Here is a 22,346-nt window from a genome sequence, read left to right on the forward strand (position 1 = left end):
ATCATGGCGGCGTGTCTCCCGAGGCGGGTGCGCCGGGCACCATGGCCGGGCTGCGCAGGGATTGGTTCGGCGACGAATCCTGCGGCGTCTGGCCCGGCGCGCAGATGTTCTGGGCCGGCGCGAGGTTGAGCGAGCCGATCAGGTCGAACCGGTCGGTGCCGTGGCGGATATAGGCGGTGAGCGCCTGGATCTCGCCGTCGGAGAGCTTGCCCTCGTAGCTCGGCATGATCGGCTCGTAGCCGGTTACCACGTCGCGCTGCGGCTGGAGGATCGAGTTGCGGACATAGGCCTCGTCGACACTCGCGGTGCGCCCGCCCTCCAGCGGCACCGACTGCCCCCAGATGCCGGCGAGCGAGGGCGCGTGCACCTTCGATCCCGCATTGTGGCAGCCCGAGCAGCCCCGCTCGGAGAACAGCCGCTCGCCGAGTTCGGCGAGCCCGTCGCGCTCCGGCTGCTTGGTGAGCCACCGGGCGTAGTCCTGCGGCTCCATCACGATCACCCGGCCGAGCATGCGCGAGTGGTCGGTGCCGCAATACTCGGTGCAGAGCAGGTGATAGGTGCCGGTCCTGGTCGCCTGAAACCACGTCTCGGTCTGCTGATAGGGCAGGGCGTCGCGCTTCAGGCGGAAAGCCGGGACGTAGAAGGAGTGGATCACGTCCTGCGAGGTCAGGAGCAGGCGCACGGGCGCGCCGACGGGGACGTGCAACTCGTTGATCTCGCGGGTGCCGCTGGGCCCTTGCGTCTTCCACATCCACTGCTTGCCGACGACGTGGATCTCGATGGCATCCTTCGGGGCTGAGAAGGCGCCGATCTCCACCGAGGCCGCCCACCAGAAGATGAAGACGAAGATGAACAGCGTCGCGGCGGTCCAGCCGACCTCGAACTCGCGCGAGACGAGGCTCGGCATCTCGCCGCGCTCGGCCGAGGAGCCGCGGCGGTACCGGATCGCGAAGGTGACGACCAGCCCGACCACGAGCAGGACGATCGCCGAGGAGATCAGGAGGAGGCCGATGAAGATCGCATCGACCTTCGCCGCCTGAACCGAGGCCGATTCCGGCCGCAGGAAGGTGGGAATGAGGGCGTCGAGCATCAGGGCGCCCCTCTCGCCGGCCCGGCGCCGGCGGGTGTATCGACGGCGCCCGGTCCGGCACCGGGGGCGAGCACGGTGCTCGACGCGCCGCCGCGGCTGCCGAGCGCGGGCGTCCGCTCCGGCTGGACCGGCGCCGCGTAGGCCGCGTTGCCGCGCTCGGCGAGGCGCCGCATCGCCTCCGTGATCGGCATGCGGGCGATCCCCTTCTCGCGGTCGATCCAGGCGTAGCCGTCGAGCTTCGTCCGCTGATCCTTGAGCATCGCCGCGAGGTCGGCCTCCGGGCTTTGCTGAAGCCGCGGGGCCGGGAAGACCCGTGCGGTCTGAACCAGGGGGCCGAGGTTCTGGCGGCTGTAGTAGTATCGCAGGCCGCCGATCGTGACGGCGGTGAAGACGACGATGAACAGCCCGGTCAGCAGCAGGGGTTTGAGCCGGATATCCGGCGCCTCGGTGCCGGGCGGGGCGTGGCCGACGACGTCGTCGTGGACCCGCCTGTGGAGCTGGCCGGGCGCCGCGTCAGACATGACGGAGCCTCCCGGCGCGCCGCATGATCAGCCGTGACGCGAAGCCCGAGACGAGCAGGAGCACGAGGAGGGCGACCACGGCCGCTGCCGCCGCACCGCCCGCCTCAGCCCCGTAGGCCGGCAAAACGAGCCACGCGAAATGCAGGGCGAGGCCGATCAGCACGAGCAGGCCGACGCCGCGCAGCAGAGCCGGGCTCTTCCGGACGGACGCGAAGAGCAGGGCGAGGAAGGGGAGGATGCCGCCGAGGACGAGGCTCGCGCCGAGGACGCCGCCCCACGGGCTCGCGCCGCGCTTGAGGTACCAGGCCGCCTTGGGCGGCAGGTCGCCGTACCACGCGACGATGTAGGACATCAGTTCCAGGTAGATCACGCCGAGCAGAGCCGCGAGCATCAGGCTGGCGAGGTCGGAGGAGCCGCGGGCGTCGAGGCTCGACGGGCTTGCCAGCGCGGCGAAGGCGAGAGCCGCCAGGATCTGGTGCAGCGCGACGTCGGCGGCGAAGGCCGAGGCGTTGAAGCCGGGCTCGACGGAGAGGATCCAATCGACGGAGACGAGGCTGATGGTCAGGCCGTAGAAGCCGAGGCCGAGGCCGGCGACGAGCGGACCGGCGCGCCCGGACAGGGACAACAAAGCGAGCACCGACCAGCCGAGGAGGGCGACCGTCGCGCGCACGAGGAACAGCGTCGGGTCGAGGTAGAGGCGCAGGACATCGGGCTTGGCGCCCGTGCCGGCGGCCCAAGGGTAGGCGGCCTGGAGCCCGAGGGCGACACCGAGGAAGGCGAGGGCGGCGAGCGGCACGAGGGCGGTCGCCGGCCTCAGGGCGGGCGCCAGGACCGCGCCCCATCGCCCGCCGGTCACAGTGTGGATCATGGCGAGGACCAGGGCGCCGAACGGCACCGCGCTCCACACGATCCAGGCGAGCAGCCAGCCGCGGAACAGGGCATCGCTCACGGCAGCTTCTCCGCGAGATCGGGGGCCTCGGCGACGCGGGCGCCCTGCGAGAGCTGCAGCGCGCGGATATAGGCGGCGATCGCCCAGCGGTCGCGCGGCTCGACCCGGTCGGCGTAAGCGTACATCACGCCGTAGCCGCGGGTGATGACATCGACGAAGTAGGCGGCCGGCGCCGCCCGCAGACGGTCCTCGTGATAGGAGGGCGGGGCAGGGAAGCCGCGCTGCACCACCATGCCGTCGCCGTGGCCGGTATAGCCGTGACAGGGCGTGCAGATCGCGTCGTAGCGCTGGCGCCCGCGCTCCAGCAGAGCGGCATCCACGGGCGGCGGATCGCGCAAGGCCGCCTCGCGACCGAGCGCGCCGACCTCGACCGTCCCCTCCGGCGGGCGGCGCGCCTCGGCTTGGTCGGGGAAGAGCGGTGCCTTGCCGTAGACCTCGTAGCGCGCCTGCCGGCGCATCGACTGGTCCTCGCAGGCACCGAGCGCGGCGAGGAGCGGCAGCAGGAGCGGGAGGAGACGCCTCACGGATGCATCTCCGCCACGAGCAGGGCGCCGGCCCGCTCCAGGCTCGCGCGCAGGGCGGCCGCGTCCGCATCCTTCGGCGCGACGAGGAGCAGGAAATGGTCCTGGCTCGCCCGCTCGAATTGCGGGATCGCGAAGAGCGGATGATGCAGGCGCGGCAGGCCGCAGGTCCAGAACATCGCGACGAGCCCGGCGATGGCGGCCATCAGCACCCCGAACTCGAACGGCACCAGCAGGAAGACCGGCCAGGAATGCAGCGGCCGTCCGCCCGCGTTCAGCGGGTAGTCGATCACCGACGAATACCATTGCAGGGCGTACATCGCCGCCGCCGCGCCGAAGCCGGCCACCGCCATCACCGGCCGTACCGGGTTGCGCTTCGGCGCGAAGGCGTCCATGAGATCCGGCACGGGGAAGGGCGTGAAGGCGTCGAGCGCCCGGTGACCGTCGGCGGCGGCGAGCCGCATCGCCCGCACCAGCGCCTCGGGCGTGTCGAACTCGGCAAGCAGCGGGGCGCTCATGCCGTCCCCCCTCTCGCCGCGCCCGCGTCGTGGGCGAGCTGGCTGACCTCGTGGATGGAGACGATCGGAAAGATCCGCGCCAGGACGAGGAAGCCGAAGGCGAACAGCCCGAGCGGCGCGATCAGGATCACCACGTCGTAGACGCTGACGTGATAGGTCCGCCACAGGCTGACGGCGTGGCCGTGCGAGAGCGTGTTCCAGACGATCAGGATGCGCTCCAGCCACATCCCGAGATTGATCACGACCGCGATGATCGCGAGCGCCCATAGGTTGAGCCGCACGCGCGCGAACCACAGCGCCTGCGGCACGAGGCAGTTGCAGAACAGCAGGCTGTAATAGAGCCAGCGGTAGTCGCCGGTGAAAAAGTAGGCGATCACCGACCGGTCGGCCTGATCGCCGCCGTACCAGCCCATGAACCACTCGGTGGCGTAGGAGAGGGTCATGACGATGCTGGCGAACAGCATCACCTTCGCCATGGCGTCGAAATGGGCCGGGGTGATCACCGCCTGGAGGTTGAGGCCCCAGCGGATGACGATCGCCAGCACGACCACCATGGCGAAACCCGAATACATCGCGCCGACGACGAAGTAGGGCGGGAAGATCGATTCCTGCCAGCCGGGCATCAGGCTCGCGGCGAAGTCGAGGCCGACGATGGAGTGGACCGAGCAGACGAGCGGCACGGCCAGCGCCGCCATGGCCTTGTGGAAGCTCTCGTAGATCGCCCAGTGCCGGGCCGAGCCGCGCCAACCGAGCGCCAGCGCGCCGTAGATCCGCTGCCCGACGCGCGTCCGCGCCCGGTCGCGCATCGTGGCGAGGTCCGGCAGGAGACCGGTGAACCAGAAGATCAGCGAGAACAGCAGGTAGCTCAGGATCGCCCAGAAATCCCAGACCAGCGCCGAACGCCATTGTGGCCAGAGATCCATGGTGTTCGGATAGGGCGCGAGCCAGTACGCGTAGAGCGGCCGCCCGAGATGGATGATCGGGAAGATGCCGGCGATCGCGGCGGCGAACAGGGTCATCGCCTCGGCGAAACGGTTGATCGAGGCACGCCAGTGCTGGCGCGTCAGCAGCAGCATCGAGGAGATCAGCGTCCCGGCATTGCCGATGCCGATCCACCAGACGTAGTTGGCGATCGAGAAGCCCCAGACCAGCGTGGTGTTCACCCCCGAAAGGCCGATGCCGACGGTGAGCACCGCGCCGATGGCGATGACGGTGACGAGCACCAGCGGCAGCACCCCGAGGACAGCGATCACCCATGCACGGCCCGGCCCGCGTCTCTGGATCGGGTCCGCGACTGCGGCGCAGATCTCGGCGTAGCCGAGGCGCTCGCGGGCGATCCACCGATGCGGCTGGTCCCTGCCGCTCACGCGTGATCCTCCTTCAGGTCCGGGTTCGGCGCGCGGAGGTTCGCGAGGTAGGTCGTGCGCGGGCGGGTGTTCAGCTCCTCCATCAGCGCGTAGTGGCGCGGATCATGCCGCATCGCGGCGATGGCGCTGCCGGGCTTGGCGAGGTCGCCGAACCGGATCGCCCGCGTCGGGCAGGCGGACTGGCAGGCGGTGGCGACCGCGTCCATCTCCCGGCCGTCGCGCTCGGCCGCCTGCCGCTCGGTGGCGATGCGCTGGACGCAGTAGGTGCACTTCTCCATCACGCCGCGGGCGCGCACCGTGACGTTCGGGTTGCGCTGTGCCTTCACCGATTCCGCGCCGAGATGGGCGTAGGGCTGGCCGTCGGCGTAGCCGAAGAAGTTGAAGCGGCGGACCTTGTAGGGGCAGTTCGCCTCGCAGAAGCGGGTGCCGACGCAGCGGTTGTAGACCTGAAGGTTCAGGCCGTCGCCGTCATGCACCGAGGCCGCGACGGGGCAGACCGGCTCGCAGGGCGCGTGCTCGCAATGCATGCAGGGCACGGGCTGGAACCCGGCCCGCGGCGCCTCGGGTCTGCCCTCGTCGTAGATGTCGATCCGTAGCCAGTGCATCATCCGGCCGCGCGCGATCTCTTCCGGGCCGACGACGGGGACGTTGTTCTCGGATTGGCAGGCGACGACGCAGGCGTTGCAGCCGATGCAGGCGTCGGTGTCGATCACCATCGCCCAGGCATGGCCGTCGGCATCGCCCTTCCACGGCGTGAGCAGGCTCGGCTGGTCCGCGCCGATGCCTTTCGGCTCCGCACGGGCCAGGGCGGAAAGGTCGATCTGCCGGAACAGCTTTCGGGTTTCGCCTTCGAGCTCGACGTAGTCCTGCGTGCGCAGGATCGTCTCGGTCCTGTCCGTCTTCGCGAGATCGACGCCGGTCACGAGCCAGGGCGAGGCGCCGCTCGCGAGAGCATAGGCATCCGTGCCGACGCCGTTGCCGATGGCGCCGGTCCGCTGCCGGCCGTAGCCGAGGCTCAGCACGCCGACGCCGTCGGCGACGCCGGACTCGATGATCACCGGCACCTCGATGGTGCGGCCGCCCGCGCTCGCGCGCACCACGTCGCCGGCCTCGAGTCCGCGCCGCCCGGCCTCGGCGCGGGAGAGCGCGAGCGCGTTGCCCCAGACCTGCTTCGAGATCGGCTTCGGGCATTCCTGAAGCCACGCATTGTTGGCGAAGCGCCCGTCCCAAAGGCATGGATCCGGCCGCAGCTCGACAGTGAGGCCGTCGCTCCGGCGGCTTTCCGGCAGCGGGATCAGGCGCGGCTCGCCGGGCTGAAGGGTCGATGCGGCGGTCTCCTCGATGATCCCGTCGTGCAGGCAGCGGCGCCACCAGCCCTCGAAATCCGCGCCCCCGCGTTGCCGCCACGTCTCCCGGACGAGAGCGTCGCCCGCCGTCGCCGTGCGGCCGGCGAAGAGCGGCAGGATCTCGTGGAGCGAGCGCCCATCGTAGAGCGGGCGCAGAAGCGGCTGGACCAGGCTCGCGGTGCCGTCGGTCGCGCGGAGATCCGACCAGCTCTCCAGCTCGTGCGTCAGCGGCAGGTGCCAGTGGGTAGCGCCCGCGGTCTCGTCGCCGTAGAGCCCGGCATGGACGCTGAACCGGGCGCGCCCGATGCGCTTGGCGAGGTCGAGCTCGGGTGGTGCCGTGGCGACCGGATCGGCGTCGAGGATCGCGAGGCAGGTCACCGCGCCGCGGTCGAGCGCGCCGGCCAGATCGGCAAGGGTCGCGGGCGCTCGCCCCTCGATCCCGTCGGGCGGGACGATGAAGTCGACGGGTGCCCGGAGGCGCGCGTTGATCCAGTGCGCGAGCGCGTGGCCCTCGGGCGCGAGTGCGGCCCCGGCGAGCACGAGTGCGCGGCCCTCGTGCGCCTTGAGATCCTGGGCGGCGGCCTCGGCGAACAGCCGGGCCGCTTCGGGCAGTTCGGGTGCGGGCAGGCCGGCGCCGAGCGCGTTGGCCACCGTCGCCAGCACCCCCGGCTGATCAAGGGGGTGGACGGCCCGGCGCGCGTCGGCCTTGACCCCCGTCAGAGTCAGCGCCGCCTCCGCGACGTAGAGGCGGCCGAACCGCTCCCGGTCGCGGCGGCGCTCGGCGAAGGCGTTCGCGAGCCGGATCTGGTCCGGTCCGGCCCCGAGCGGGTCGGCCCCGACGCACAGGATCCTCTCGGCCCGCTCAAACCGGGGCAGGGCGCGCAGGCGTCGGCCGAAGGCAAGTTCGGCTCCGCGCTCCGCGTTCCCGTCATCGACCGGCTCGTGAACGTGCCACGCCGCCTCCGGCAGCGCGCGCAGCAGCGCGTCGATCTGGCGGGAGAGCGTCGGCGAGGTGACGCGGCCGGTGACGAGGTGAAGGCCGCGCCCGCGGTCAGCCTGCACCGCCGCGAGCGGCCCGCTCAGCGCCCGCTCGAACATGTCCCAGGAGGCGATGCCGCCCACACGCTCGGTCACCGTGCGCGAGCGGTCGGGATCGTAGAGATCGAGGATCGCCGCCTCCGCGAACACGTCCGTCGCGCCGAGGCTTGCCGGATGCAGCGGATTGCCCTCGATCTTGATCGGTCGCCCGTCGACGGCAATGGCGTGGACCCCGCGCGCCCAGCCGCTGAGCGAGAGGGTCGTGGCGTAGCGCACCGGCACGCCGGGCAGGAGCTGCTCGGGCGCTTGCACGTACGGCACGATGGTCTCGACCGGTCTGGAGCAGCCGCCCGCGGCGAGCGTGATGCCGGCGCCGAGGAGGCGCAGCGCCTCGCGGCGCGAGGGCGGGGTCAGCGGTGGCATATCGAGCACTCGCTCAGCCGCTCGGGCGATTTGATGTGACGCTCCTCGACAAAGCGGGCACCGATCACCGCCTGATCGGCGGGCGGCTTCCAGGCCATGTCGAACACCGCCTCGTGCGGACGGAGGTTCGGCGCGGGGTCGCGATGGCAGTCGAGACACCAGCCCATGGTGAGCGGGGCCGTCTGCCGCATCAGTTTCATGGTCTGGACGGGGCCGTGGCAGGTCGAGCAGCCGACGCCCTTGGCCACGTGGACCGAGTGATTGAAGTAGACGTAGGCCGGCAGGTTGTGGACCCGGTTCCAGGTCAGCGGGCGTCCCTCGGCGAGGCTCTGGCGCACCGGCGCCAGCATCGGCGCGTTGGTCCATTCCTGGGAGTGGCAGCTCATGCAGGTCTCGGTCGGCGGAATGCCGGCGAATGCCGCCTTCTCCACCGAGGTGTGGCAGTAGCGGCAATCGATCCCGAGGCCGCCGACATGGTGCTCATGGCTGAACGGCACCGGCTGTTCGCGGGTCACGTCCTGGGCCGTCACGTAGGGCGAGCGCCACAACGTGTAGGCGAGGCCCACCGCCAGGACCGGAACGGCACCGATGGAGGCGAGGACGACGCGGGCGACGGTGTCCGCCCCCGGATGAAAGATCTGCACCATCCCGCGCGAGACGCCTTCCGCACGCCCATCCTGGCATCGCTACGATTCGAGATCGCCCTCGCGCGCGTCCGGTTCCTCCCGACGAAGCCCGACGTGATCGAAGCCGCGCCGATGTCGCTCACGCATCACAGTCGTTCCCCGGCACGGCTTCGCCTCGTCCCCGAACGGCAAACCTGCAGCATGGGAGAAAGATCAAACGCGGCCCGACCCTTCGGGGGCACCGTGCCAGAGGGCGAGCCGCACAGAGGCTCCCGGCCGATCGATACCGGGCGCCGGATGCGCCGGAGCCTCATCTCCGGTGGCGCTGCCGGCAGGCTTGCCCGCGATGTCGACGACCCGCCGGACATGTCCGGCGACCAATGTCCGGGACGATGTCGCGTCGATCTCGTTGCCGGATGGTCGTGAGCGGCAGCACGCGACGACGGTAACCTTTCAGTAAACAAACATCGTTAACGAAATGCTTGGACGCCCGACGTCATGTCTTGCAGGTGACTTTCTCCGCTTCGACCGAGATCGGGCGGCGAAGTTGCTGCGGAGCCCTGCCCATCGGGTGCGAGGTCCGGTCGAAGCTGGCCGCTTCCCGGTCCGTCGTGTGGATCATCGTTCGAGGTCTGCCGACCTCGTCAGCGGAAAGCCTTTGCCATGTCGGAGACGGTCCAAGCAGGCAAGAACGGGGCGAAGGTGCCGGCCGAGAAGATCTCGCCCGAAGAGATGTTGAAGCAGGCCGTCGCCGGTGCGTCGAAGGTCGCTGCTCCGGTGGCCGCGCGCGCCCGCAAGACGGTCCGCCTCGGCGCCAACGGCCGCTTGGCCGCGGCGAGCGTGGCGGCCCTGATCGGCGGCCTCTCCCTTGGTCTCCTGGCCGCGCCGCAGGAGCGTTCCGGCGAGGGGCTCGCGCAGGTTCGGGCCGATCTGTCGGCGGGGCGAGCGGAATCGGCCCGGCTCGCGCAGGAGATCGACCGGCTGGCCCGCACCGCCACCGCTCTGCGGGAGGCGAGCGAGGCCGCCCGCGGTGAGACCAAGGCGCTCGCCGCCGGCTTGGCCGATCGGATCGGGCGCAGCGAGCAGGCGCTCGACAAGCGGTTGACGATCCTGGCCGAGACGGTGACCCGCGGCGAGCGCGAGCAGAGCGACCGGATCGCCGGCATGATCGCGCAACTGGAGAAGAAATCGCAAGCAAGCGTGGCCGCCGTCCCGGCCAAGCCAGAAGTGAAGTCCGAGGCGAAATCCGAGTCGAAGCCCGAAGCGCGCGCGGCGGAACCGACCCAGACCGGCAGCCTCGCCGACAAGCCGAAGACCGAAACCCTGGATGGCTGGGCCCTGCGCGACGTCTACGACGGCGTCGCGATCCTCGAAGACCGCCGCCGCCGGCTGGTCGAGGTCGGACGCGGCGACGCGGTGCCCGGAATCGGACGGGTCGAGGCGATCGAGCGTCGCGGCCGGCAATGGGTCGTGGTCACGCGCCAGGGCATCATCACGCCCCAGACCTGGTGAGGTCGCGCCCGCAGGAACAGCGGGCCGTCAGGTCACCGGCAGGATTTCGGCGGGTGTGACGGCGGCCAGCGTCGCACCGGGCACGGCCGGAGCCAATTCGGCGAGCATCGTCGCCCGCTCCAGGCGCATCCGTCCGCGCTCGCGCGCTTCGTCCCGCGCCTTCGGCGTCGCGTGAAGAATCATGGCGAGAAACGCCTCGCCGTCACCCTGCTCCGTCAGATTCTTCGCATCGAAGACTGGCATGACCCGCTCCCGCCCTCGACGAGGGCACGCGGTTTACGAGCGAAAGCTCGACCGTTCGTGAAGAACTGGCAAAACGGGGATAAGTTCCCTCAGTTCTTCAGCCTTAACCGCGCTTTCATCTTTGCGTCGCAGCGGAACGTACTGCGGTGCGAAGCCGCACACCACAGCCGCAAGAGTTGTACAACTCAAGTCTGCGGCAGTTCCAGAAGATCTGGCAGGACACCGCGGAAGTTTGTCTCGACTTGGTAGAGATGGCCGGCCATCGGGTCGAGGGTCGGGTCGCGACCGCGCAGACAGGTCGTGATGTAGAGCGTCGAGAGGCCGTCCCCACCGAAGGCACATTTGGTCACCAGCGGCGTCGGCATCGGTACGACGTAGGCGGCCTGTCCATCCGGGGTGAAGCGGGTGATGCGGCCGGCGCCGTAATGGCAGATCCAGAGATGGCCCTCCGCGTCGAGCGTCAGGCCGTCCGGCTTGCCCCAGCCTTCCTCGAACCGGAGGAGGGTCCGGGCCTCGCCGATCCGATCATCGTCGAGGTCGTGAACTCGGACGATGCCGTTGGCCGTGTCGATCGTGTAGAGCCGGCGTCCGTCCGGGCTCACGACGGGACCGTTCGTGACCGCGGCCGCGCTCCCGAACGTCTCGAGGCGGGCTCCGTCCCAGCGATGGAAGCGGCCGGTCTCCGCTTCCTCCCCATCGTCCATGCTGCCGAAATAGAGCCGGCCGTCGGGCCCGATCTGTCCGCTGTTCAGTCGGTTGCCCTCCGGGTCATCGTCCGGCCGAACCAGCGGCGTGCGGGATCCGTCGGAGAGGCGCAGGGCGGCGACGCCCGACTTGAAGCCGGCGACGACGCGGTCCGGATCCCGGGTCAGGAGGGCGAAGCTGAGCTTCTCATCGAGCGGCAGGCGCACGGTCTCGTTCGTGGCCGGCCAGTGCCGCCAGACCGCGGGGTTCTCGATATCGACCCAGAGCAGCGAACCGTCGCGGGCATCCCACACGACCTCCTCCCCGAGGGCGCAGCCGCAGGCGACCGCGACGCGCGGCGTGTCGGGATGAACGGGCAGGGTCATTGCGGCTCCGGATGAGTGGCGACGAGTAACGGGGAGGGGGCACCCCGCTCCGGACAACGCGCCGTCCGGTGCCTTTTTCCGTCGTGCCGGGAGCCGGTCGGCCCGTCTCCTCCGCTCTACCGGGTCGCCTCCGCGACGAACTCGGCATTGATGGCGAAGGCGGCCATCGCGCCCTCCGCCGCGGCCACGACCGCGAACTGAACCCGGCGCGAGGCATCGCCCGCCACGTAGAGGCCGGGCACGTTGGTCTTCTCGTATTCCTGGGTCGGCACCACGCTGCGGGTCTCGTCGAGTTCGCAGCCGAGTTGCGCGATGAGCGGGGAGGGGCTGCAGGCGAACGGCATCAGGAACAGCGCCGCGCAGGGCGTGCTGCCGCCGTCCCGGAACCGGAGGCAGGTCGGGCGGGCCCCGTCTCCCTCGAGCCGCGCGATCTCCGCCTCGATCACCCGCACGCCGTTGCGTTCGAGCCGGTCGCGGTCCTTGTCGGAGAGATCGCCGTCGCCGCCGTTGGTGCAGAGCGTGACGTCGCGGCTCCAGCCGGTCAGTTCGAGCGCGAGACCGCAGCCGCCATGCCCGCGGCCGTAGACGATCAGCGGGCGGTCCCGGACCTCGAAGCCGTCGCAATAGGGGCAGGAATGCACGCCGGTGCCCCAGTAGGTGTCGAACCCCTCGATCTCGGGGATGTCCTGGGCGAGGCCGGTCGCGAGGATCAGGCGGCGGGCCCGCTCGCGGCGGCCGTCGGCCTGGACGATGGTGAAGCCGTCATCCTCGCGAAACGCGTCCGTCACCGCGACCGCGCGGCATTCCACGGTGTCGTAGCGGTCGAGGTCGGCCCGTCCCTGGGCCCGCAGATCGAAGGGCGGCGTGCCGTCGCGGGTGAACAGGCCCCAGGTGCGCGGGGTCGCGGCGTTGCGCGGCTCGCCCGCGTCGCAGAGCAGAACCGTGCGGCGCGCCCGCCCGAGGATCAGGGCTGCGTTGAGGCCGGCCGGGCCGCCGCCCACGATGATGACGTCGTGCATGCTGATCTCCCGGCGACCCCGCCGGGAGACAAGCCTGTTCGACAGCCAAGAGTTTCCCGCAAGAGTTTCCCGGAACGGTTTCCCGGAAGGGGTCGCCGCTCAGGCGGCGCTCTTCACCGGCACGCCCTTCTCGGAGAGGAACTGCTGCAGCTCGCCCGACTGGAACATCTCGCGGGCGATATCGCAGCCGCCGACGAACTCGCCCTTCACGTAGATCTGCGGGATGGTCGGCCAGTTGGAATAGGCCTTGATGCCCTCGCGGACCGCCATGTCGTCGAGCACGTTCACGCCCTTGAACGGCACGCCGAGGTAGTTGAGGATCTGGACGACCTGGCCCGAGAAGCCGCACATCGGGAATTGCGGCGTGCCCTTCATGAAGACGACCACGTCGTGGGAGTCGATCTCGTTCTTGATGGCGGTGTTGACGTCGGTCATCGCATCGTCCTCGTTGGCGTTCGCGTGGTGTTTGCTTGAAGTCAGGAATGTCCGGCGGATTTCAAGGCCGCGGCTTCGGCGATCCGCACGAGGGCGGCGTCGGCATCGAAAGGGGCTGCCAGCAGATCCTCCGGCGTCAGCGGACAGTCCGTCGGCAGGTGCGGAAGCAGTGTGTCGCCGTAGACTTCGAGATCGCCGGCGGCAAGCTCGATCCCGATGCGCCACGCCTTCGACCAGTCGATCCGCTGTCGCATGGAACGCTCGTAGCGAGCCCGCACCGCAGCCTGGAAGGCGATGATCTCGTGGCGCCAGTGCAGATTCGGTGGAGCGTCCGGCGCCGAGACGCGCTTCAGCAGGTGCGCGAACAACTGTGCCAGGAGCCTTTCGACCGCCCGAATCTGCGACCGCCCCACGCTCTCGATCTCCTCGGCGACATTCTCCCAATCGACCGCGTTCGACAGGTCGCTCCGGGCCGCGAGCGCCCGCAAAGCCGCCGCCTGCTCCTCGGCCCAGGTCACGATGTCGTCGTCGTAGAGGCTCGGCCGGTCCATCGGGGCGACCCGCTTCGTGAATGTGCGACCTAATCCTGGGGAACGCCGGTGGTCAGCGCAAGGGCGTGGAGCACGCCCCCCATCCGCCCCTGGAGCGCGCCGTAGACCATCTGGTGTTGGGCGACGCGGGTCTTGCCCTTGAAGGCGGAGGAGATGACGGTCGCGGCGTAGTGGTCGCCGTCGCCCGCCAGATCTTTGATCTCGACCTGCGCGTCGGGCAGCGCCTCGCGGATCATCGACTCGATCTCGCGCGCATCCATCGGCATCGGGGCTCTCCGCTCGCTCTCGTCTCGTTACGCGGCCGGGGCGGCCGGCTGGCTCGCCATGTAGGCGGGGAACCAGCCCTCATGCGCGGCCTTCAGCTCGGCCACGGATATGGTCTCTTCGCCCGGCAGCACCAAGCTGTCGCCGCCGACGATGCCGACGGTCGCCGCGTCGATCCCCTGCGCCGAGGCGCTGTAGAGGAGGTCGGCCGCCGCCTCGGCCGGAACCGCGATCAGGTAGCGGGCCTGATCCTCGCCGAAGAGGAAGGCGTGGGCCGGTACGCCGTCCGGCGCCGCCGGCAGGGCCGCGCCGATCCCGCCGGCCATCGCCATCTCGGCGAGCCCCACGGCGAGGCCGCCGTCGGAGAGGTCGTGCACGGTGTCGGCGATGCCGGACACGATCAGGCTGCGCACGAAGTCGCCGTTGCGGCGCTCCACCGCCAGGTCGACCGGCGGCGGCGCGCCCTCCTCGCGGCCCGCGATCTCGGAGAGGTAGAGCGACTGGCCGAGCCAGCCTTCGGTGCGGCCGATGAGGACCAGCACGTCGCCCTCGCGCTTGAGCGCGACCGTGGCGTGGCGCTCCACGTCGTCCATGACGCCGACGCCGCCGATGGTCGGGGTCGGCAGGATGCCGACGCCGTTGGTCTCGTTGTAGAGCGAGACGTTGCCGGAGACGACGGGGAAATCGAGGGCGAGGCAGGCCTCGCCGATACCCTTCAGGCAGCCGACAAGCTGACCCATCACCTCGGGCTTCTCCGGGTTGCCGAAATTGAGGTTGTCGGTGATCGCCAGCGGACGCCCGCCGACGGCGGTGATGTTGCGCCACGCTTCCGCCACCGCCTGCCGGCCGCCCTCGACCGGATCGGCCTCGCAGTAGCGCGGCGTGACGTCGGTGGTGAGCGCGAGCCCCTTCGGACCGTCCTCGACCCGGACGATGGCCGCATCGCCGCCCGGCTTCTGCACGGTGTTGCCGAGGATGAAGTGGTCGTACTGCTCGTAGACCCAGCGCTTCGAGGCGAGTTCGGGCGAGCCGATCAGGCGCTTGAGCGCTTCCGCATTCCGGACGCCCGCCTCGACGCTCGCGGCACTGATGACCGGCTGATGGGTGTTGGCGAGGTGCGGCCGGTCGTAGAGCGGCGCCTCGTCGCCGAGTTCCTTGATCGGCAGGTCGGCGACGGTCTCGCCGTTGTGCTTGATGACGAAGCGCAGGGTGTCGGTGGTGTGGCCGATGACGGCGAAGTCGAGGCCCCACTTCACGAAGATGGCCTGCGCCTCGGCCTCCATGCCCGGCTTGAGCACCATGAGCATGCGCTCCTGACTCTCCGAGAGCATCATCTCGTAGGGGGTCATGCCCTCCTCGCGGGTCGGCACCTTCTCCAGATGCAGCTCCACGCCGAGATTGCCCTTGGCGCCCATCTCGACCGCCGAGCAGGTCAGGCCCGCCGCGCCCATGTCCTGGATCGCGATGACGGCGCCCGAGGCCATGAGTTCGAGGCAGGCCTCCAGCAGCAGCTTCTCGGCGAAGGGATCGCCGACCTGCACGGTCGGGCGCTTCGATTCGCTGGCCTCGTCGAACTCGGCCGAGGCCATGGTCGCGCCGTGGATGCCGTCGCGGCCGGTCTTCGAGCCGAGATAGACGATCGGATTCCCGACACCCGTGGCCGCCGCGTAGAAGATCGCGTCGGTGCGGGCGAGGCCGACCGCCATGGCGTTGACGAGGATGTTGCCGTCGTAGCGCTTGTGGAAGCCGACGAGGCCGCCCACCGTCGGCACGCCGAAGGAATTGCCGTAGCCGCCGACGCCCGCGACCACGCCGGAGACGAGGTGGCGGGTGCGCGGATGGTCGGGCGAGCCGAAGCGCAGGGCGTTCAGGGCGGCGATAGGTCGTGCCCCCATCGTGAAGACATCGCGCAGGATGCCGCCGACGCCGGTCGCCGCGCCCTGGTAGGGCTCGATGAAGCTCGGGTGGTTGTGGCTCTCCATCTTGAAGACGCAGGCGAGCCCGTCGCCAATATCGATCACGCCGGCATTCTCGCCCGGCCCCTGGATCACCCACGGTGCGGAGGTCGGCAGGCCGCGCAGGTGCTTGCGCGAGGACTTGTAGGAGCAGTGCTCGTTCCACATCGCCGAGACGATGCCGAGTTCGGTCAGCGTCGGTTCGCGGCCGACCAGGGCGCGGAAGCGCTCGTACTCGTCGGGTGTCAGGCCGTGCTGGCGCACCAGCTCGGGTGTGATCGGAACGTCGTTGCGAAACATCCGAAGGCCCTGTCCAAAACCTTTGCCGCGGTCCGACCCGGACCCCTTGGGGCCGACCGGCGATGGATCCGATGGCCCCCTGCGACGCGAAACAACTTCGCGCTCCGCTCTAGAGCGGATCAGCACCGGCTGCAAAGGGCATGGGCTTCCATGAGCCGATTGCGCACAAGCCGGTCCTTCCGTTCTTCTAAGTAAATTCTTCGCTCGCAGCCGTGCTTCGCTGCGTCCGGCACCGCTCGACCGCCTCGTGCACCGGCATCGGCCCGGCGACGAAGGCGACGTAATCGAAGGCGTCCGGCGCCCGGCTCGACATCAGGAGCTGGAAGTGCATGCGGAACAGGTTCCAGCGCCGCCGCGCGACGAGGTCGGGCTCGATCAGATCCTCGATCTCGACCCGCATCACGGCGAAGCGGCCGAGCGGCGGCGACGGCAGGCCCGAGGCGCTCACCGGATCGCGCAGGTGGATCGAGAGCCAATCCCAGTTGGCGCGGATATCGAGCCAGCCGATCGCCCCGTCGCGGCCGACCCGGTCGAGGGCGCGGCGCGTCTCCTCCGCCCGCGGATCGAGGGTGATCCAGGGGATGACGCTGCCGATGGTCACGAGCGTCACCGGCGTGCCGCGCCGGCCGAAACCGGGATCGACCGTCAGGATGCGGTCGAGACATTCGAAGGCGAGGAAGCTCGATGAGGAATGCCCGATCACTACGATCTCGGAGGCCCGCCCCTCCGCCGCGCGGATGCGCTCCGCCCAGGGACCCAGGCGCTCGCGCATCGCGGTCTCGCGGCCCGCGGCGTGGTCGTGCGTGAAGGTGGTGTCGTCGACGAGATGCGCGACGTAGAGCGGTTTTCCGCGGGTCAGATGCATCACGAGCGCCAGGATCGCGTAGGCGAGCACCGGGACCAGGGCCGCTCCGGCCAGCATGGGCAGCCCGGAGAGCGGTGTCAGCGCCACCGCCGCGACGGCCAGCCCGAGGCTCGCCAGCACGAAGACTAAATAGAACTGGTGGACGCTGACGATGACCCGGTAGAAGCGCCGCGCCTCGCGCTGGAATCGCCGCAGGTAGCCGGAGCGCCACAACCGCCACCATAATCCCGGCAGGCTCGTCAGCCGCCGCAGGTTGGAGCGGGGGAACCGGGCTCGGACGATGTCGTCCCAGCGCAGAAGAGAGTAGCGCACCCGCGTCGCGTCACCGTCGGCCTCGCTTCGCACATCCCAATCAAGGCTGATGCCGTCCGCCGAGCGGACCGGATCGCCGACGGTGATCGCCACGCCGCGCCGCTCGGCCGTGATGCGGCTCTCGCGTCGGAACAGACCCCAATAGGTCTCGGGCTCGCGCGGATCGAAACCCGGCAGATAGAAGACCTGCCGCACCGGCTGCGTGTCAGAATCAGGAATGGCGGACCGCCGTTCTCGGAGACGGGAAGGTCGAGCGTCTCGGCGAGTCGCTCGGTCGTCCGTTGCCTACACGATGCGGCGGGGCCGGGGCGAGGCCAAAACGCGGTCCTCCGTCTCAGGCGGTTTCGAGCCATTCGCGCAGCTTCGCCCAGCGCCGCCGCGAGGCTGCCTCGCGGATCGCCATGCCGATCGCCCGGCGCTGGCCGACCAGCACCACGAGGCGGCGGCCGCGGGTGACGCCGGTATAGAGCAGGTTGCGCGCGAGCATGGTGCGGTGCTGCGTGACCACCGGGATCACCACCGCCGGATATTCCGAGCCCTGCGCCTTGTGGATCGTGGTGGCGAAAGCCGGCACCAGCGTGTCGAGTTCGTTGAACGGGTACACCACCGGCCGCCCGTCGAAATCGACGACGAGGGCCTCCTCCTCCGCGTCGATGGCGCTGATCGTCCCGAGATCGCCGTTGAAGACGTCGCGGTCGTAGTCGTTGCGGGTCTCCATCACTCGGTCGCCGGGGGCGAAACGCCAGCCGAAGCGCTCCACCTGCGCGGACGGCGAGGGATTCAGCACCCGCTGCAGGGCGTTGTTGAGGTTGCGGCTGCCGAGCGAGCCGCGGATCATCGGCGTCAGAACCTGGATATCGCGGGCCGGATCGAGGCCGAAGCGGCGCGGGATGCGCCGGGTCACGAGTTCGACGAGCGTGTCGACGCCGGCCTCGGCATCCTCGATCTCGACGAGGTAGAAGTCGCTGTCCTCGCCCTTCGGTGCGGTGAGCGGCATCCGCCCCGTGTTGATGCTGTGGGCGTTGACGACGATCCGGCTCTCCGCCGCCTGCCGAAAGATCTCGGTGAGGCGGGCCACCGGCACGCGGCCCGAGGCGATCACGTCGGCCAGCACTTGGCCGGGGCCGACGGAGGGCAGCTGATCGACGTCGCCGACGAGGATCAGGCCGGCATGGTCCGGCACCGCCTTGAGCAGGGCGTGCATCAGCGGCACGTCGACCATCGAGGTCTCGTCGATGACGAGGAGATCGCACTCGAGGGGTTTGTCCTCGCCGCGCTGGAAGCCTCCGTTGCGCGGGTCGATCTCGAGCAGGCGATGGAGGGTGCGCGCCTCGAGCCCCGTCTGCTCGGTCATCCGCTTGGCCGCCCGACCGGTCGGCGCGGCGAGCAGCACCCGCACGCCCTTCGCCGTCAGGATGCGCAGGATCGCGTCGAGCGTGCTGGTCTTGCCGACACCAGGGCCGCCGGTGAGCACGCAGAGCTTCGAGCGCAGAACCAGCCCGACCGCCTCGGCCTGGGATGCGGACAGGGTCTTGCCGGTCTTGCTCTCGACCCAGGGGCGGGCCTGCGCAAGGTCGATCGACGGCCAGGGCGGCGAGCCGGCGGCGCGCTCGGCGAGACGCATGGCGATGGCGCGCTCGGCCCCGTGCAGGCCCTTGAGAAACAGGCAGGGTTCGCCGCGGAGGGTGTCGGCCACGACCTCGCGTCCCTCGCGGAGCGCCAGCGCCGCCGCGACGCGGACGAGATCGGGCGCGACGTCGAGGAGGTCGGCGGCGAGACGCACGAGCCGCTCGACGGGAAGTCCGCAATGGCCCTCGTCCATCGCCGTCTGGAGCGCGTAGGACACGCCGGCCGCGAGCCGCTGCGGCGCGTCGCGGGCGAGGCCGAGGCGGAGCGCAATCGCGTCCGCCGTGCGGAAGCCGATGCCGCGGATGTCGCGGGCGAGCCGGTAGGGATCCTCGGCCATCACCTTGAGCGAATCCCCGCCGTAGGTGCGGAAGATGCGGGTCGCCCGCGCCGTGCCGACGCCGTGGGCGTGCAGGAAGATCATGATCTCCCGCACCGCCTTCTGCTCGGCCCAGCCCTTGACGATGCGGGCCGCGCGCTTGCGGCCGATGCCCTCGACCTCGGTGAGGCGAGCGGGCTCGGCCTCGATGACCTCGAACACCGCCTCGCCGAAGGCCGCGACGATGCGCTTGGCCATCATCGGGCCGATGCCCCGCATCTGGCCGGAGGCGAGATAGCGCTCGATGCCCTCGATCCCGGTCGGCGGCGTGACCTGGAGCGTGTCGGCGCGGAACTGGAGGCCGTGCTCGCGATCCGTGACCCAACGCCCGGCCGCCGTCAGCCACTCGCCCGCGGCGATGGCGGGAGCGTGGCCCACCACCGGCACGAGGTCGCGCCGGCCGCGGGCATGGACCTTGAGGACGCAGAAGCCGGTCTCGGCACTGTGGAACGTCACGCGCTCCACCGAACCGGCCAGCACGTCGAGATCGGGAGGCCGGACCGGCGCGTTCATGCCCTCACCCCGTCATGGTTTCGAAAGGACAAGTCCTTTCGCGGGTCCAGGGCAGAGCCCTGGTGAAGGGAAGCCGGGGCGCTACCCCGGCGCCCGGCCGAAGGGCTTGCCCTTCGGGATCCCGTTACGCGGCGCGGCTGCCCCGTCCCGCCTTCTTGGCCGGCGGCCAGCCGAGCGCCCGCAGGCGGGCCTTGGCGTAGTCGCGCACCTCCTCGCGGGTGCCGTGCGGCATGGCGTTGAGAATTCCCTGCCTCCGCTCGTCGAGCATCAGATCGGTGACGGCGTTGATCGATTCCGCCTCGTCGATCTGGCGCTTGAGGTCGGCCTCCTGCTCGGTCACCTCGTCGAAGGCCGGGGAGGCATCGAAATCCTCGTCCACGGCGCGGATCGCCATCGGCTGGTTCTGGCGGAACTCGTCGGCTTCCTCCTCGGAATAGACGAGGCCGTGCAGCTCGATCAGCTTGAGGATGACCCGGTCCTTCGCCCGCTTCTCGGCCATGGCGTAGACATAGGCCGCCTGCCGACCGGAGACGCGGTAGTTCACGTTCACCAGCGCCTCGCCGATCGACCACTCGACCCGCTCGTCGCCCGCCTTCTCGCCGGGCATGCGGCCGGTAACGAGGATCACCGCCTCGTCGCGCTCGCTGCGCAGCAGGGTCGGCGGGTCGAAGCGGATCTTCGTGTGGCCGGCGATCCGCTCCAGGGTCTTGTGGTAGATGACGGCGGTGCCCTGCACGCGCCAGACGTTGCCCGCGAAGGGCTCGCCGTAGCGCACGAGGATGTCGGCGATCTGCTTGTCGGCGGTTCTCATGGTTGTCCCCAGGCTGTGGACCGGGTCCGTGTTAGGAGGCGCGCCGCCTGTGTCGGCAGCTGATGTTCGCGTTATGTTCTTTCTGTGGACAATATGTGGATAACCCTTGCATGGCAAGCCCAGATGTCTGCGACGGGCCGTCCCGCCGAGTCGCGGACGGCTCGGTGAAGGGGGGATCGGGTTCGGCGGGCGACGGGCGAAGGGCGTCAGCCGGCCTTCTTGGCGTCGTCGAGAAACTCGCGGATCGCGTCGGTGAAGCGCTCACCGTAGGCCTCGCGCTTGCGCTCGCCGACGCCGTGGACCGAGCGCAGCGCCCAGAGATCGACGGGCTTCGCGCGCGCCATCTCGATCAGGGTGCGATCGGGAAACACCATGAAGGCGGCGATGCCCTCGGCCCGGGCGATGGTGGCGCGCAGGCCCCTCAGGTGCTGGAACAGGGCCTCGTCCGCCTCGCTCAGCGCATTCGCCTCGTCGTCGCGGGCTGCGGAGCGGCGGCTCCTCGGCTCGGCCTTCTTCGGCTCGGGATCGGGCCTGACCTCGATGGTCTCGCGACCGAACAGGATCGCCTCGCCCTTCTCGGTCATGACGAGACCGCCATAGCCGTCGGTGTTCTCGGCGACCGCTCCGGCGGCGAAGAGCTGGCGCAGCAGGGCCCGCCACGCCGCCACCGGCTTCTCGGCACCGACGCCGAAGGTCTTGAGCGCCGTGTGCCCGTTGCGCCGGATCGTCTCGCTCTCCTTGCCGTGGACGACGTCGCAGACATAGGCCGCGCCGAAGCGCTGGCCGGTGCGCACGATCGCCGAGAGCAGCTTCTGGGCGGCCACCGTCCCGTCGATGAGCGAGACGCCGCTGCGGCAGAGATCGCAGCGGCCGCAAGCGGCGCTCGCCTCGCCGAAATAGCCGAGCAGCGATTGCCGACGGCAGGCGGCGCCCTCGCAGAGCGCGATCATCGCCTCGAGCTTGCGCCGCTCGACCCGGCGCCGCTCCTCCGAGATCTCCTTCTCGTCGATCTGGCGGCGGCGCAAGGCCATGTCGTCGAGGCCGTAGAGAGTGAGCGTGTCGGACGGCAGCCCGTCGCGGCCGGCGCGGCCGATCTCCTGATAATAGCCCTCGATGTTGGTCGGCATGTCGGCGTGGCAGACGTAGCGCACGTCCGGCTTGTTGATGCCCATGCCGAAGGCGATCGTCGCGGTCATCACCACACCGTCCTCCTGCAGGAAGGTGTCCTGATTGCGCGCCCGCGTGCCCTGGTCGAGCCCGGCATGGTAGGGCAGGGCGTTGAAGCCGTCGCCCTTCAGGGTGTCGGCGAGCTGCTCCACCCGCTTGCGCGACGAGCAGTAGATGATGCCGCTCTCCGCCCGCCGGTCGCGCAGGAAGCGCTCCAGCTGGCGGGTCGGGTTGTCCTTCGGCTGGAAGGTCAGCCGGATGTTCGGCCGGTCGAAGGAATGGACGAAGGTCTTGGGCGGGCGCCCCGCCGGAAACAGCCGCTCGGCGATCTCGGCGCGGGTCGCCGCGTCGGCGGTGGCGGTGAGGGCGAGCGTCTGAACGTTGCCGAGCGCCTCGCGGGCGCGGGCGATCTCGCGGTATTCGGGGCGGAAGTCGTGGCCCCATTGCGAGACGCAGTGCGCCTCGTCCACCGCGAGCCGCCGCACGCCGGCCCCGCACAGGGCCTCCATGCAGCCGTCCATCAGCAGCCGTTCGGGCGACACGAACAGCAGCCGCAGATCTCCGGTGCGGATCTTGCGCCACGTCTCCCGCGAGGTCGCCTCGGCCACCGTCGAGTTCAGGGTCGCGGCCTCGATGCCGAAGGCGCGCATCTGCTGCACCTGATCGTGCATCAGCGCGATCAGGGGCGAGACCACCACGGTGAGCCCGGCATCGACCAGGGCGGGCAACTGGTAGGTCATCGACTTGCCCGAGCCGGTCGGCATCACCGCAAACACGTCCGCGCCGTCGAGCACGGCGCCGATCACCTCGTCCTGGCCGGGGCGGAAGTCGTCGTAGCCGAAGGTTTTTTTCAGCGCGGCACGGGCCTCGTCGAGGCGAGCAGTCATCGGGTCACTTGCCGAGGCGAACGGGTGATCGAGGTCCT

At 70.2% G+C, this 22,346-nt stretch carries 20 protein-coding genes; 1 reads left to right on the top strand and 19 read right to left on the bottom strand.

Annotation, left to right across the window (positions count from 1 at the left end):
- Position 1: 1 nt before the first annotated feature.
- From coxB to ABS772_RS18220, 8 genes are read right to left on the bottom strand one after another with little or no spacing between them, the layout of a single operon-like run.
- On the bottom strand, positions 2-1,090 hold the full coding sequence (gene coxB / locus ABS772_RS18185; RefSeq protein WP_350396200.1) for a cytochrome c oxidase subunit II: 1,089 nt from the start codon (positions 1,088-1,090) through the stop codon (positions 2-4).
- Positions 1,090-1,611: a hypothetical protein gene (locus tag ABS772_RS18190; RefSeq protein WP_350396201.1), complete on the bottom strand. Its 522-nt coding sequence runs from the start codon at positions 1,609-1,611 to the stop codon at positions 1,090-1,092. Before ABS772_RS18190 ends, coxB begins: the two co-directional genes overlap by 1 nt.
- Entirely contained in the window at positions 1,604-2,560 is a 957-nt protein-coding gene (locus tag ABS772_RS18195; RefSeq protein WP_350396202.1) for a hypothetical protein, read from the bottom strand. Before ABS772_RS18195 ends, ABS772_RS18190 begins: the two co-directional genes overlap by 8 nt.
- The gene (locus tag ABS772_RS18200; protein WP_350396203.1) at positions 2,557-3,084 is read right to left on the bottom strand and encodes a c-type cytochrome; all 528 of its coding nucleotides are present in this window, start codon (positions 3,082-3,084) and stop codon (positions 2,557-2,559) included. Before ABS772_RS18200 ends, ABS772_RS18195 begins: the two co-directional genes overlap by 4 nt.
- Positions 3,081-3,599 (bottom strand): DUF3341 domain-containing protein, encoded by a 519-nt coding sequence (locus ABS772_RS18205; RefSeq protein WP_350396204.1) that lies wholly within the window; start codon positions 3,597-3,599, stop codon positions 3,081-3,083. The genes ABS772_RS18200 and ABS772_RS18205 overlap by 4 nt, the downstream gene beginning before the upstream one ends.
- Complete coding sequence (gene nrfD / locus ABS772_RS18210) at positions 3,596-4,966, bottom strand: NrfD/PsrC family molybdoenzyme membrane anchor subunit (RefSeq protein WP_350396205.1); 1,371 nt, start codon at positions 4,964-4,966, stop codon at positions 3,596-3,598. Before nrfD ends, ABS772_RS18205 begins: the two co-directional genes overlap by 4 nt.
- On the bottom strand, positions 4,963-7,773 hold the full coding sequence (locus ABS772_RS18215; protein WP_350396206.1) for a 4Fe-4S dicluster domain-containing protein: 2,811 nt from the start codon (positions 7,771-7,773) through the stop codon (positions 4,963-4,965). Before ABS772_RS18215 ends, nrfD begins: the two co-directional genes overlap by 4 nt.
- On the bottom strand, positions 7,761-8,420 hold the full coding sequence (locus ABS772_RS18220) for a cytochrome c3 family protein (protein WP_238256600.1): 660 nt from the start codon (positions 8,418-8,420) through the stop codon (positions 7,761-7,763). Before ABS772_RS18220 ends, ABS772_RS18215 begins: the two co-directional genes overlap by 13 nt.
- A gap of 642 nt (positions 8,421-9,062) precedes the next feature.
- Here ABS772_RS18220 and ABS772_RS18225 point away from each other — a divergent pair.
- A complete protein-coding gene (locus ABS772_RS18225; protein ID WP_350396207.1) occupies positions 9,063-9,911 on the top strand; it encodes a hypothetical protein in 849 nt (282 codons plus the stop codon).
- A 27-nt stretch (positions 9,912-9,938) separates the two neighbouring features.
- On the opposite strand, the gene ABS772_RS18230 is transcribed toward ABS772_RS18225, so the two are convergent.
- The 11 genes from ABS772_RS18230 to recQ form a co-directional block, all read right to left on the bottom strand.
- Positions 9,939-10,154, bottom strand: a complete 216-nt coding sequence (locus tag ABS772_RS18230) for a hypothetical protein (protein ID WP_350396208.1) — start codon at positions 10,152-10,154, stop codon at positions 9,939-9,941.
- A 185-nt stretch (positions 10,155-10,339) separates the two neighbouring features.
- The gene (locus tag ABS772_RS18235) at positions 10,340-11,224 is read right to left on the bottom strand and encodes an SMP-30/gluconolactonase/LRE family protein (RefSeq protein WP_350396209.1); all 885 of its coding nucleotides are present in this window, start codon (positions 11,222-11,224) and stop codon (positions 10,340-10,342) included.
- Positions 11,225-11,340: 116 nt separating this feature from the next.
- Entirely contained in the window at positions 11,341-12,243 is a 903-nt protein-coding gene (locus tag ABS772_RS18240) for an NAD(P)/FAD-dependent oxidoreductase (RefSeq protein WP_350396210.1), read from the bottom strand.
- A 99-nt stretch (positions 12,244-12,342) separates the two neighbouring features.
- Positions 12,343-12,678 (bottom strand): Grx4 family monothiol glutaredoxin, encoded by a 336-nt coding sequence (grxD, locus tag ABS772_RS18245; protein WP_238258477.1) that lies wholly within the window; start codon positions 12,676-12,678, stop codon positions 12,343-12,345.
- 41 nt (positions 12,679-12,719) lie between these two features.
- Positions 12,720-13,229, bottom strand: coding sequence for a DUF29 domain-containing protein (locus tag ABS772_RS18250; protein ID WP_283206923.1), 510 nt, complete (start codon positions 13,227-13,229; stop codon positions 12,720-12,722).
- A 29-nt stretch (positions 13,230-13,258) separates the two neighbouring features.
- Positions 13,259-13,495: a BolA family protein gene (locus ABS772_RS18255; RefSeq protein ID WP_012451972.1), complete on the bottom strand. Its 237-nt coding sequence runs from the start codon at positions 13,493-13,495 to the stop codon at positions 13,259-13,261.
- 27 nt (positions 13,496-13,522) lie between these two features.
- Positions 13,523-15,748: a phosphoribosylformylglycinamidine synthase subunit PurL gene (gene purL / locus ABS772_RS18260; protein WP_350396212.1), complete on the bottom strand. Its 2,226-nt coding sequence runs from the start codon at positions 15,746-15,748 to the stop codon at positions 13,523-13,525.
- 187 nt (positions 15,749-15,935) lie between these two features.
- On the bottom strand, positions 15,936-17,120 hold the full coding sequence (locus ABS772_RS18265) for a hydrolase (protein WP_350396213.1): 1,185 nt from the start codon (positions 17,118-17,120) through the stop codon (positions 15,936-15,938).
- Between the two features lie 139 nt (positions 17,121-17,259).
- Positions 17,260-19,443: an SF1B family DNA helicase RecD2 gene (recD2, locus tag ABS772_RS18270; protein ID WP_350396214.1), complete on the bottom strand. Its 2,184-nt coding sequence runs from the start codon at positions 19,441-19,443 to the stop codon at positions 17,260-17,262.
- A 124-nt stretch (positions 19,444-19,567) separates the two neighbouring features.
- Positions 19,568-20,254, bottom strand: a complete 687-nt coding sequence (locus ABS772_RS18275) for a trna delta -isopentenylpyrophosphate transferase (protein WP_350396215.1) — start codon at positions 20,252-20,254, stop codon at positions 19,568-19,570.
- Positions 20,255-20,460: 206 nt separating this feature from the next.
- Positions 20,461-22,308, bottom strand: coding sequence for a DNA helicase RecQ (gene recQ / locus ABS772_RS18280; protein WP_350396216.1), 1,848 nt, complete (start codon positions 22,306-22,308; stop codon positions 20,461-20,463).
- Between the last annotated feature and the right edge of the window lie 38 nt (positions 22,309-22,346).

This window comes from Methylorubrum podarium, from assembly GCF_040270385.1.
In the GTDB taxonomy this organism is placed as follows: domain Bacteria; phylum Pseudomonadota; class Alphaproteobacteria; order Rhizobiales; family Beijerinckiaceae; genus Methylobacterium; species Methylobacterium podarium.